This is a genomic window from Zhongshania sp. (assembly GCF_041584495.1).
Classification (GTDB): Bacteria; Pseudomonadota; Gammaproteobacteria; order Pseudomonadales; family Spongiibacteraceae; genus Spongiibacter.
This window is the reverse complement of sequence record NZ_JBFHDY010000117.1, coordinates 1-11,107: the sequence shown is the minus strand read 5'-3', so window position 1 is coordinate 11,107 and position 11,107 is coordinate 1. Positions and strand designations below refer to the sequence as shown.

The 11,107-nt window shown below is 49.5% G+C and carries 13 protein-coding genes; 11 read left to right on the top strand and 2 right to left on the bottom strand.

Going from position 1 to position 11,107, the window contains the following annotated elements:
- From ABYP33_RS15315 to ABYP33_RS15285, 7 genes are all read left to right on the top strand, one after another.
- Nucleotides 1-885: S1 RNA-binding domain-containing protein (locus ABYP33_RS15315; protein ID WP_373092032.1), on the top strand; the 885-nt coding region annotated here is incomplete at its 5' end.
- A 106-nt stretch (nucleotides 886-991) separates the two neighbouring features.
- Nucleotides 992-1,288: an integration host factor subunit beta gene (gene ihfB, locus ABYP33_RS15310; RefSeq protein ID WP_008247153.1), complete on the top strand. Its 297-nt coding sequence runs from the start codon at nucleotides 992-994 to the stop codon at nucleotides 1,286-1,288.
- Nucleotides 1,289-1,369: 81 nt separating this feature from the next.
- A complete protein-coding gene (locus ABYP33_RS15305; protein WP_373092031.1) occupies nucleotides 1,370-1,666 on the top strand; it encodes a LapA family protein in 297 nt (98 codons plus the stop codon).
- Between the two features lie 6 nt (nucleotides 1,667-1,672).
- Nucleotides 1,673-2,869, top strand: a complete 1,197-nt coding sequence (locus tag ABYP33_RS15300; RefSeq protein ID WP_373092030.1) for a tetratricopeptide repeat protein — start codon at nucleotides 1,673-1,675, stop codon at nucleotides 2,867-2,869.
- Between the two features lie 9 nt (nucleotides 2,870-2,878).
- Nucleotides 2,879-3,589 (top strand): orotidine-5'-phosphate decarboxylase, encoded by a 711-nt coding sequence (gene pyrF / locus ABYP33_RS15295; protein ID WP_373092029.1) that lies wholly within the window; start codon nucleotides 2,879-2,881, stop codon nucleotides 3,587-3,589.
- 49 nt (nucleotides 3,590-3,638) lie between these two features.
- Nucleotides 3,639-4,604, top strand: a complete 966-nt coding sequence (locus ABYP33_RS15290; protein ID WP_373092028.1) for a DHH family phosphoesterase — start codon at nucleotides 3,639-3,641, stop codon at nucleotides 4,602-4,604.
- Between the two features lie 4 nt (nucleotides 4,605-4,608).
- Entirely contained in the window at nucleotides 4,609-6,384 is a 1,776-nt protein-coding gene (locus ABYP33_RS15285) for an SLC13 family permease (protein WP_373092027.1), read from the top strand.
- A gap of 37 nt (nucleotides 6,385-6,421) precedes the next feature.
- On the opposite strand, the gene ABYP33_RS15280 is transcribed toward ABYP33_RS15285, so the two are convergent.
- A complete protein-coding gene (locus tag ABYP33_RS15280) occupies nucleotides 6,422-6,799 on the bottom strand; it encodes a hypothetical protein (protein WP_373092026.1) in 378 nt (125 codons plus the stop codon).
- Nucleotides 6,800-7,059: 260 nt separating this feature from the next.
- Between ABYP33_RS15280 and ABYP33_RS15275 the strand changes: the two genes are divergently transcribed.
- The 3 genes from ABYP33_RS15275 (at nucleotide 7,060) to ABYP33_RS15265 (ending at nucleotide 7,658) form a co-directional block, all read left to right on the top strand.
- Nucleotides 7,060-7,260, top strand: a complete 201-nt coding sequence (locus tag ABYP33_RS15275) for a hypothetical protein (RefSeq protein WP_373092025.1) — start codon at nucleotides 7,060-7,062, stop codon at nucleotides 7,258-7,260.
- Between the two features lie 15 nt (nucleotides 7,261-7,275).
- Nucleotides 7,276-7,443 (top strand): hypothetical protein, encoded by a 168-nt coding sequence (locus ABYP33_RS15270; protein ID WP_373092024.1) that lies wholly within the window; start codon nucleotides 7,276-7,278, stop codon nucleotides 7,441-7,443.
- Nucleotides 7,444-7,505: 62 nt separating this feature from the next.
- Entirely contained in the window at nucleotides 7,506-7,658 is a 153-nt protein-coding gene (locus ABYP33_RS15265; RefSeq protein WP_373092023.1) for a hypothetical protein, read from the top strand.
- 492 nt (nucleotides 7,659-8,150) lie between these two features.
- On the opposite strand, the gene ABYP33_RS15260 is transcribed toward ABYP33_RS15265, so the two are convergent.
- Nucleotides 8,151-8,654, bottom strand: a complete 504-nt coding sequence (locus tag ABYP33_RS15260) for a DedA family protein (protein ID WP_373092021.1) — start codon at nucleotides 8,652-8,654, stop codon at nucleotides 8,151-8,153.
- A 687-nt stretch (nucleotides 8,655-9,341) separates the two neighbouring features.
- Here ABYP33_RS15260 and ABYP33_RS15255 point away from each other — a divergent pair.
- Nucleotides 9,342-10,907, top strand: coding sequence for a Fic family protein (locus ABYP33_RS15255; RefSeq protein ID WP_373092020.1), 1,566 nt, complete (start codon nucleotides 9,342-9,344; stop codon nucleotides 10,905-10,907).
- Nucleotides 10,908-11,107: the final 200 nt, after the last annotated feature.

Below are 11,107 nucleotides of genomic sequence, written 5' to 3'. Positions count from 1 at the left end.
TGGGTGGCTATCAAAGGCCGTTACCCAGAGAATTCACGGGTTAAAGCCAAGGTTACTAATCTGACTGACTACGGCTGCTTCGCTGAAATCGAAGAAGGCGTTGAAGGTTTGGTTCACGTCTCAGAAATGGATTGGACCAACAAAAACATTCACCCCTCTAAAGTGGTTAATGTTGGCGACGAAGTAGAAGTGATGATCCTGGATATCGACGAAGAGCGTCGTCGTATTTCTTTGGGTATCAAGCAGTGCCAGCAAAACCCATGGGATGCTTTCGGTGGCCAGTTCACTAAAGGCGACAAGATCAAGGGCGCTATCAAGTCGATCACTGACTTCGGTATCTTTATCGGTCTAGACGGCAACATCGACGGCCTGGTGCACTTGTCAGACATTTCTTGGAATGAAACTGGCGAAGAGGCCGTGCGTAAGTTCAAGAAAGGCGACGAGATCGAGACTGTAATCCTGTCTATCGATCCTGAGCGCGAGCGTATTTCTTTGGGCATCAAGCAGCTTGAAGACGACCCGTTCTCTAACTATGTTGCTGAAAACGACAAAGGCGCCATTGTAAATGGTGTTGTTAAAGAAGTAGATGCTAAAGCCGCTATCATCGTGTTGAGCGAAGAAGTGGAAGGTGTACTGAAAGCTTCTGAAATTAGCCGTGATAAAGTTGAAGATGCGCGTAACGCCCTTAAAGTGGGTGAGACCGTTGAAGTTAAGATTATCAGTGTTGATCGCAAGAATCGCACAATGACCTTGTCTATTAAAGCCAAGGACGTTGACGACGAGAAAGAAGCCGTTAAGTCACTGCGTGAGAAGGACACTGAGACCGTTGCACCTGCAACCACTATCGGTGACTTAATCAAAGCTCAGATGGAAAACAAAGACTAAGGTCTGCGTAGCGCGCACTTATCGTGATAAGTGCGCGTAACTATCTGGCTTATATGCAAAAAAATGCTAAGCTAGGCTTGAATGTTGGCGACAACGGGAACAAGCAATGACCAAATCCGAGTTAATAGAACTAATCGCAGAGCACCAGCCTCAGCTGTCTCACAAGGACATTGAGTTGGCAGTAAAAACCATGATTGAGCACATGTCTCAGGTCTTGGCGACTGGCGATCGTATAGAAATACGCGGCTTTGGCAGTTTTTCACTGCACTATCGGGAGCCTCGCATGGGGCGGAATCCAAAAACCGGTGATACAGTTGAGCTGCCTGGTAAATATGTTCCTCATTTCAAACCTGGTAAAGAATTACGCGAGCGGGTAAACCTGAGTATTCAATCAGGCGCTTAGTTGCGGTATCTGCTGGCGTTATTTTTTAAGAAACGGTATGGTCTTTGGCTATATCGTTTTTTTTTGTGTGGATGAAACTAGATGCGCCTCATAGGTTCGATATTAGTGTTGGTATTATTATTCGTTGTGCTGGCCTTGGGTTTACTTTTTACCCTCGAAAACGATGCGCTTGTGCCGCTGAATATTCTGGTTGCAGAGCTTCCCGCGCAACGTCTGTCAACCTGGATAATACTCGCGTTCTTTTTGGGTGGCGTCTGCGGTCTCTTGGCCGCGTCAATTGCTATATTGCGCCTTCAGGCATCCCGATTGAGTCTGCGCCGCCAGCTGGCTGCTAAGCCCGGTAAAGCGGTTGTGGAGAGTCGTGGTGCGGGTGTCTGAGTTTACATGAGCGATGAGTTACTGCAGTTTTTGTTGTTTGTGGTCGCGGTGGCAGCGGGGTGGTTAGCGGGTTATTGCTATCGGCCATGGTTTGAAAAAAAGGACACTGATACCAGTAGCTCGTATTATAAAGGTCTTAATTACTTGCTGAGCGAGCAGCCTGATGCTGCGGTGATGACGGTAATTAATGATTTGCCTGTTAATATTGAAACACTTCCTACTCATTTGGCGCTAGGTAATTTACTGCGCAGTAAAGGCGAGGTTGATGGCGCGATCCGTGTCCATCAAAATTTGCTGTCGCGGCCAAGCCTGCCCCGAGAAAAACTTCATCAAGTTCACTTAGAACTGGCTCGAGATTATATTTCTGCCGGTGTGTTAGATCGCGCTGAGCGCTTATTGAAAGATGTGGTTGATGAGTCGGAGGTGTTTCGCGCTGATGCCTTAGAGCATTTGCAGCATATTTATCAAACAGAGCGTGAATGGGATCACGCTATAGCCGTCGCGCTGCGTCGCTTGCCGCCCCGCAGTTGGCTGAAAAAAGCCCCTGTGGCGGGGCCTGTGGATCGCCGAGTTGAGCGCGCCTTAAGTCATTTTTATTGCGAAAAAGCCCAGTTACTATTGGCCGAACACAATTACAAAGAGGCGATCGTGGCTCTGCAAAGCGCCCGGCAGTTTGATCGAGATAATGTTCGCGCCTATATGCTGTCGGCCAATATTGCACTAAAACAAAATAAACCCGAGCTGGCGCTGGACTTGCTGTATACCGCCATCGATAGGCAGGCGGCGTTTAGTTCGGAAATGCTGCCTGTGTTTCGCGAGGCCTTTGCTCGTTTTGGTGGGCGAGATGCCTATTTGGATGCCTTGCTTGGTATTGCTAAAAATACCGAGAGCTCAGCCTTTATTATTGAAGCGGCAGAGTTGATGGCGGCCAAGGACGACAGCGAGTTAACGCTTCAATATTTATTAGATGCAGCGCGGCAGCGACCTACCCTCGGATTATTGGCAAAGGTGCTTGAGCAGCCAGGGGCGGGAAACGGTCAAACTCTGGAACTGGTGCAAGGGGTTTTGCTGAAATTGCGCGCAGAGCGCCCGGCCTATCGCTGCCGACAGTGCGGCTTTTCCGGACAAAAGTTGCACTGGTTGTGTCCCAGCTGTGAGCAGTGGGGTACCATAACGCCCATTCGTGGAACCCAGGGTGATTAAGCAAATATTATGAGTTCAAGAACACCACTTTCCCCAGTCATTATTGCCTTGGATTTTGCAAGGCGTGCCGAATTAGATACGTTGGTTGATCAATTGGATCCAAGTCAGTGTCGTCTAAAAGTCGGTAAAGAACTTTTTACGTTATTTGGTCCAGAGGTAGTAAGAAGCCTTCAGCAGCGCGGTTTTGACGTGTTTCTCGATTTAAAATTTCACGATATTCCCAATACCACGGCCGCGGCAGTGGCCGCTGCCGCCGAACTCGGGGTGTGGATGGTGAATGTGCATGCCAGTGGCGGCGCAAAAATGATGTCGGCTGCTAAAATGGCCTTGCTGCCCTACGGTAAAGACGCGCCCTTGCTGATTGCTGTCACGGTGTTAACGTCGATGCATAGTGATGACTTGGCGGTTGTTGGCGTGGCGGGTGATGCGCCAGCCCAGGTGTCGCGGCTCGCGGCGCTGACTGCCGACTGTGGTTTAGATGGGGTGGTCTGCTCTGCACAGGAAACGCCAATATTGCGTGCGCAAAGTTCAGACCAGTTTTTGCTGGTGACGCCAGGGATACGCCCGGCCGGAAGCGAACTCGGTGACCAGACGCGAGTAGCGACACCCGCCGCTGCGATGGCGATGGGCAGCAGTTATTTAGTTGTTGGGCGGCCAGTTACGCGTAGTGCGAATCCTTTGGCGGCCCTTAAGGCTATAAATCAATCATTGGGCTATTGAGCCAGAGTACATTCGGTCAAATGGTCCGTTAAAAAATAAGGAAGTTAATGTGGCTTATATAGATGTGTTTAACGGCGATGCCGACGGTTTGTGTTCGCTGGTGCAATTGCGCAATGCAAACCCGGTGGAGAGTCGTCTTGTTACCGGCGTAAAACGTGATATCGATTTATTAGGTCGGGTAACGGTTAGCGAGGGCGATCGGCTCACGGTGTTGGACGTCTCGCTCGATAAAAACCGTGTGGGTTTAGAGGCGGCGCTGGAGGCGGGCGCCGAGGTAACTTACGTTGATCATCATTTTGCTGGTGATATCCCGCGGCATGCTAAGTTAACTACGCACATCAATACGGCGTCTGACGTGTGTACCAGTTTATTGGTGAATGGCATGCTAAAGGGCCAATTTGCAGAGTGGGCCGTTGTTGGCGCTTTTGGTGATAATTTGCGCAATAGCGCCTTGGCGGTGGCTAAGCCCCTTGACCTCAGTGCCGCTGAATTAGAGCTGCTCGAGAATTTAGGGATCTACCTTAATTACAATGGCTATGGCGCGAGTATTGAAGATTTGCACTTTGACCCTGAAGCGCTCTATCGCAGCATTGCTCCCTTCGCGAGTCCGCGAGCTTTTATGCGCGAAGCGAAGGAAACTTTTTCTCAGCTTGAAGAAGGCTATAAAAACGATATGCGCGCCGCCAGTGAATTGCCAGCGGCTCACAGCGATAAGGCGACGGCGGTATTTATACTGCCGGACGAGCGCTGGGCACGCAGGGTGAGTGGCGTATATAGTAATGACCTCGCCAATGCTAGTCCCGATCGTGCTCACGCCGTGCTCACTGAAAAGCAAGATGGCAACTATCTCGTCAGTATCCGTGCCCCCTTAAGTAATAAGCGCGGCGCCGACGAGTTCTGTCGACAATTTGCCACCGGTGGTGGCCGTGCGGCAGCGGCGGGTATTAACGATTTGCCAATGACCAGTCTCACTAATTTTATTGATCGCTTCCAGTTCTTCTACGGGAACATGTAATTTAATGATGTTCAGCGTTGATGCATGGATTGTTTTGGGGGTCATTTCTGCCTGCCTAGTGGCCTTAATATTTAGCCGTCGCCCGCCGGATATGATCTTATGCGGTGGCGTTGTTGTCTTGCTATTGCTCGGGGTGTTATCTCCAAAAGAGGCGTTAGCGGGGATGTCGAATGAGGGGATGGTCACGGTTGGCGTGTTATTTATTGTTGCTCAAGCACTCTCTGAAACCGGTGTGGTCAGTTGGATTTCGCACAGTATGTTGGGCCGGCCAAGGTCGGCGCGGGTAGCGCAGCTTCGTCTAATGGCGCCAGTGGCGGCCTTTAGTACGATTCTTAATAACACCCCCGTTGTGGCAATGATGATTCCTGCGGTGCGAGACTGGGCAAAGCGCAATAATTTGCCTGTTTCTCAGTTGATGATTCCCCTTAGCTACGCCGCGATTGTTGGCGGTACCTGCACCTTGATTGGCACCAGTACCAATTTAGTTGTTAATGGTATGTTGCTGCATTCGCTTCCAGAGCAAGCGTTAGGCATGTTCGATCTGGCGTGGGTAGGTTTGCCCTGTGTTGTTTTGGTTATTGGTTTTACAATTTTAACAAGCAGTCGCTTGCTCCCGTCGAGCAAAGGCAAATCTGAGCGTTTTGGCGATACCCGGCAATATATTGTCGAAATGATGGTGGACGACAGTAGCCCTATGATTGGCCAGTCGATTGAAGAAGCTGGTTTACGGCAGTTGCCCGCCATGTTCCTTATTGAAATTGTGCGTGACGAGCGCTTAATGACGGTGGTCTCGCCCAAAGAAATCCTGATGGCGGGGGATCGCCTGATCTTTGCGGGTGATGTGCGTTCAGTGGTGGACTTGAAGAATTTCCACGGACTGCGTTTAGCCGAGGATCAAGCGTTTAAATTAGGCGAAAATAATCTATCGCGCTGCTTGGCTGAGGTGGTGATCTCACCGAATTTTCCTCACTTGGGGCGTATGGTTCGGGACATGAAATTTCGTAACAATTACGGTGCGGCGATTATCGCGATCTCCCGTAATGGTGAGCAGCTTAAGGGCCGAATTGGCGATGTCGAATTAGAGCCAGGTGATACCTTGTTGCTTGAGGCCTATGAAGATTTTGTGCCCAACCAGCGCTATTCACGGGATTTTCTATTGGTTAGTGAAATAGAAAACTCGCGACCAGTGCGTCATGAGCATCGTTTTCGTGCGGGTATTATCATGGTTGCGATGGTTGCGGCTGTTGCCATTGGTTGGTTGTCGATGCTCAAAGCCGCATTTCTTGCTGCGGGTCTGTTGGTAGCGACTCGCTGTATTCGTGCCGCGGATGCGCGTCGGAGTGTGGATTGGCAGATTTTACTTGTCATTGCCGCATCGATAGCTCTGGGCGGTTCGCTGGAATCTACCGGTGCGGCTGCTGTTATTGCCGGGGAAATTGTAGGGGCTGCGGCGGGTTCCCCTATCGCAACCTTGGTTGCAATTTTTGTGGTGACCACGTTGTTTTCCGCCGTTATTTCAAATTTAGCAGCCGCTGTGATTGTGTTCCCCATCGCCTTGGCGGCGAGTCAGCAGCTTGAGGTTAGCATGTTGCCTTTTGCGGTCACTTTGATGATGGCGGCCTCAGCGAGCTTTGCGACACCTATTGGCTACCAGACCAATCTTATGGTCTACGGCCCAGGCGACTACCGTTTTAGCGATTTCTTTAAAATTGGGGTGCCGCTCACTGTTCTGGTGGGGGTGACGACTATTCTGATTGTTCCCTTGGTCTGGCCATTTTGAGACGGGTTCTTAAGGCGATTAAACCTCAAACCTCGGTTTAATCGCAGCGTCGCTCGCTTAATTTTATGACTTGATTGCGCTTGCGTAGCATGGCTTGGTCGGCAATAACGACGCTTGTGTGCTGCGCCGCAAAGCCATTTTCCGCCAAAAATTCACAAATGCCTTTAGCGTAATTTTTGGCATTAGTTTTGTCTTTGTTGACTGCAATCAATAAGGCGTCGTGTCGAAGCCACATTGCATCTACTGGGCTTTTACGCGCCGCGGTTTCAATGGCTCGCTCGATTTTTTTGTGGGCATTGCTAAATTCAGGGTCCGCCTGCGCTGGCAGAATTGTCAGACCACTGCTCAGTAGCACAATACTTATCGTTGTACTGAAATTGGTACTTCTGGTTTTCCACATGGGTATATTCAGCATTGATTTATTCGCAATAATAACAAGGGTGGTCAGCGATGAGTATAGCCCAGTCTCCGCAAAAATGGCTAAGGCGGATGTAGTTCAAATAAAGCGGCATCGATTCAGCCTGCATGCTGGCGATGTAATTGCTGCGTCATTTGGCTGCGCGTGCTGGGGCAGGGTTTAATGTCACCACCACTAATGCATTGAGTTGCCATGCTGTATCGTTATACTGGCTTTGCTTTCTCTACAATAAAAATAAATGTGCGTCTGGAGTCCTTATGCTTAAGCGCTGTATCCCTAAATTTCTTAGTAGTGCCTGTTGTGCTGCTTTACTGCTTCTACCATCAACTCTCCATAGCGCCGTGCTAGAAAAGGTCATTGTTGCGGCGCAATTGCGTGAGCAAAGTCCCCAAGATGTACCGGCTTTAGTCGGCGCTATGTCGGGTGACAAGATGGCGGCGGGGCTTAATAAAATTTAGGATATTCAGGCTTATATGTTGAATCTGACCATGTCGGAGAGCGGCATTGGAGCAGCTATTTATATCCGTGGTATTGGTTCAGGTATTAATCTGGGCGTTGAACAGTCGGTTGGCATGTATGTTGATAGTGCCTACTACGGTCGGGCCCAGCTTGCTCGTGCTGGGGAATATACCCTATGCTGAGAACCGCATCGCTGGCGCTATAAAGTATCATTGCAGCCAGACCCAGTGATGAGTTTGACGGCATGGTGTCGGCAGTATATGAGGCGAAACATGGCGAGCTGGTTTTCGACCTAAGTTTGTCAGGGCCGGTGTCCGATCGTGTTGGTTTGCGTTTTTCGGCGCGCATTCGTGAATTTGGCGGCTACGTAGAAAATCTTACCATGGGTCGTGATTAGCCCCTCAGAGAAGAGAAAACCTTGCGCCTGAAGCTAGTCTGGGATGCGGTGGACGATCTTACTGTTACGGTTAAAGGTGAGGTTGGTGCGTCCGGCGTACTGGGCCGGCAAGTAGGAATCATCGACGATGGTGTTTCGGATAGTTCTAATCCGCTATTCACTGGGCTAACTTACTCTGAGATAGGTGACGATACGTAGGTGCCTAGCGCGATGAATAGTGATAGTCACGATTCATCGCGCAATAGCTATCAAGATTTCAGTCGTTCCTCCGATGGCGATTCTAGTTTCAATGACATTTACCATTCTCGGCTCAAAAGGGTATTGTGCCTTTTTAGAAGCGCCTCGGAGCATCGCCTTACAGGCGAATTACCACGGGTAGCCAAAAGCGTTGGTCGGTTTCTACATGCCTGGGCTCAGGGTTAAGCCTACGAGCACCGCATTGATGATTTATGCTTGTGCTCCGCGATACATCTCGTCGTCAGGCAGACATGTTCAGCTGGTAAATAAGCCGCTAGTGCCGACCACGGCCAAACCGAGCAATAAGGTCCAGATGCCAACGGCCAGTAAATCAAAAAGAATGTATTTTAGAACACTGTACCCACTGATACCGGTTATGAGTGGAACAATACTGCGGATTGCGGGAATTATTCGCCCTATTAAAATAGCGCCCCAGCCGTAACGACGAATTAAAGCTTCAGTGCGTTCAATGTGTTGCCGGTTGCGTCCTGCAAAGGCGGTGGTGTGGAATACTGGGCCGATCCAGCGCCCAATCCAGTAGCCACTTTGGTCGCCAATTGCCGCACCGGCAAATGCGAGCGGGAGCAACTCTTCGATGCGAATAAGCTGCTGGGTGTAAAGAAACACTGCGACGCTTAGTAGCACTGCGCCGGGTATAAATAGACCTATTCCTACAGCGGCCTCAACGCAGGCGAGGCTAAACACCAAATAGTGGCTGTAGTTGGGGTTGTCACTTATCCATACAAGAATGGCGTCCACGGCATTCTCCTTTGTCGGTAGTCACGCAGTGTGCACCGAGCTGGTTTTGCTCACAAGTAGCAATGACAGAGTGTGCTCTATAGCGGCGACATTTTTATAGGACAGGGTTGTGAGGTATTTATTGTTGATGATGCGACCATATTAATGGCAGGCAATTGAACGTAGCGCTGGAATCCGGATGCAAAAAAGGGCCTGCCTTTCGGTAAGCCCTTTATTTGTTTGGCTCCGCCTGCTGGGCTCGAACCAGCGACCTAATGATTAACAGGCTGGTTTAAGCTATTTTATCTTATTTATCAATGGCTTGCAATCGGGTGGGTGGGCTCGGATTGGGATGGTTTTGTTAGTAAGTGCGCTCAGAGTGTGCTCAAACACACCGCCAAAACTATGTAGTGAAGTCGTGGTACTCAACTCCTGTTATTTTCTTGGCCCACATAAATCTTAAATAAACGACTGTTCGTGTTACATCCTTAACCTTATTGATACGGCCTAAGGTCGGTGTTAAGCGCGTAGTTAACGATTCAGAAAACTGTTCGCATTACTCGTTATTTCGTTCGCTAATAGCTAGATCTTCTGAAGAATGGCTGCGGAGATGATGTTGCGATAGAATCTCTTGCATAATTAATAATCGCGAACTATTTTCTGAGGTTGCGAACTGATTTCAGATCGTTATAGGGTAAATGGAAAGCTATGAGAACAGTTATAGGCTATAGCTGGCTTAAAGAGCGATATCAACTTCCTGTAATCGATCTATGGCAGCATTGTTATATCGATTCCAGCACGCGTGGTCGTGCACAACAGGATCTAGGTACGCATCGTATCCAGTTATTTGAAAAGCGCTATCAGCCTGACGATAGTTTAGTGGGCCATCTTCAGTTTGCTTTGCGTTACGAGGGGGTTAACTTACAGTTACTCGCCTTACTGTTTCCGGCCATCGCAACCGAGCAGTTGGTAGATTGGATAAGTCAAAGCCCTAACTCTGCCTATGCGCGGCGAGCGTGCTTTCTATACGAGTGGTTATGCGCAAGCCAGTTACCCATCGATGAACCAGTAACATCTCGCCCTCGCTATGTAGATGTGGTCGATACCGGGCTTCAGTTTGGCTCTGGTGTTTCCCAGCGGGATACACGTTATCGCGTAGTGAATAACTTGCTCGGTACACCTGACTTTTGTCCGATGGTGCGTCGAACTAACTTTCTTGTGGATATGATTAACAAAAACTTGCGGCAGCGAACGCGAGAGACTTTGGCGCAGTACGATCAAGACCTGCTTCGCCGGGCGGCAGCATTTTTGTATTTAAAGGAAACCCAATCTTCCTTTGAAGTGGAGCGTGAGAAGCCTTCTGCCGATCGGGCGCAGCGCTTTGCAGACCTTTTGCGCGAAGCCGACACCAGCTTAGATGTTACAGAAGACCGGTTAGTAGAGTTGCAGCAAGCAGTGGTTGATACGCGCTTCCACGAGTTTACTTGGCGTCAGCAACAGAATTGGGTGGGCAGAGATCTCGGCTACAGGCAACAGATCGACTTCGTACCTCCGCGACCTGAAGATGTTCCCGCCTTGATGATGGGCTTGCAGGAAACCTCCGCACGCGCAAGGCTGCTTAACTTTGTGCAAAGTACGGTCGGCGACGGCATAGTCTCAGAAGCCGATAATGAGGCGATGAGACTTAAGTGTGATCCAGTTATATACGCTGCCATTATCGCCTTTGGTTTCGTGTTTGTTCATCCATTCATGGATGGTAATGGCCGTATCCACCGCTACTTGATACATGATGTATTGGCTAACGCCGGGTTTACTCCGAAGGGGATTGTCTTACCTGTTTCTGCAGTCATTTTAGCGAATCTCGATGAATACATAGAGGTATTGGAGGCTTTTTCAAAACCGATTAGGGCGCGCACCTATTATTCGCCAGATACACCGGATATTCATGCAGTGGGTAATGACGCCGTGTACTTTCGTTTCTTTGACGCAACGGAGCAGGCAGAGTTTTTATACAAAGCGTTAGAACGCACTGTCGAGCAAGATCTGCAGCAAGAGATAGACTTTCTCCTTGGTTTTGACCAAGCCTGTCAATCATTGAATAAGCTGCTCGACTGGCCGGCTCATAGTCTTGAGCTATTTGTACGGGTAGTGCACCAAGGCGGCGGCCGACTTTCTAAAACCAAACAGCAAAGTCACTTTCATTGGATGACCGCAGAAGAGATCGCGAATGGAGAAGCGCAAGTTCGTCAGTCATTCGGTATGGCGGCAAGCTAAATAGCGGGTGTCTGCATGATGTGCCGTAGACAGGCTTGAGGTTTTTTTAGGCGCACGATAGCCTGAAATTTTCCACTTTTCAGCTTGCGGATAGACGCCATAGAAGGTCTCCTTGGCACTTCTGAGAACTTGTGTGCTCAGAGTGTGCTCAGCGATAGTTAATGGGGTGCTAGCCAACCATCAAACAAAACCGCTTTGGA

Bases quoted from the DNA above. Each gene is read 5' to 3' on its own strand.
- ABYP33_RS15255 (WP_373092020.1), top strand. From the start codon at position 9,342: ATGAGAACAGTTATAGGCTATAGCTGGCTTAAAGAGCGATATCAACTT.
- ABYP33_RS15300 (WP_373092030.1), top strand. From the start codon at position 1,673: ATGAGCGATGAGTTACTGCAGTTTTTGTTGTTTGTGGTCGCGGTGGCA.
- ABYP33_RS15280 (WP_373092026.1), bottom strand. From the start codon at position 6,799: ATGCTGAATATACCCATGTGGAAAACCAGAAGTACCAATTTCAGTACA.
- ABYP33_RS15275 (WP_373092025.1), top strand. From the start codon at position 7,060: ATGCTTAAGCGCTGTATCCCTAAATTTCTTAGTAGTGCCTGTTGTGCT.
- pyrF (WP_373092029.1), top strand. From the start codon at position 2,879: ATGAGTTCAAGAACACCACTTTCCCCAGTCATTATTGCCTTGGATTTT.
- ihfB (WP_008247153.1), top strand. From the start codon at position 992: ATGACCAAATCCGAGTTAATAGAACTAATCGCAGAGCACCAGCCTCAG.
- ABYP33_RS15305 (WP_373092031.1), top strand. From the start codon at position 1,370: ATGCGCCTCATAGGTTCGATATTAGTGTTGGTATTATTATTCGTTGTG.
- ABYP33_RS15270 (WP_373092024.1), top strand. From the start codon at position 7,276: ATGTTGAATCTGACCATGTCGGAGAGCGGCATTGGAGCAGCTATTTAT.
- ABYP33_RS15285 (WP_373092027.1), top strand. From the start codon at position 4,609: ATGATGTTCAGCGTTGATGCATGGATTGTTTTGGGGGTCATTTCTGCC.
- ABYP33_RS15265 (WP_373092023.1), top strand. From the start codon at position 7,506: ATGGTGTCGGCAGTATATGAGGCGAAACATGGCGAGCTGGTTTTCGAC.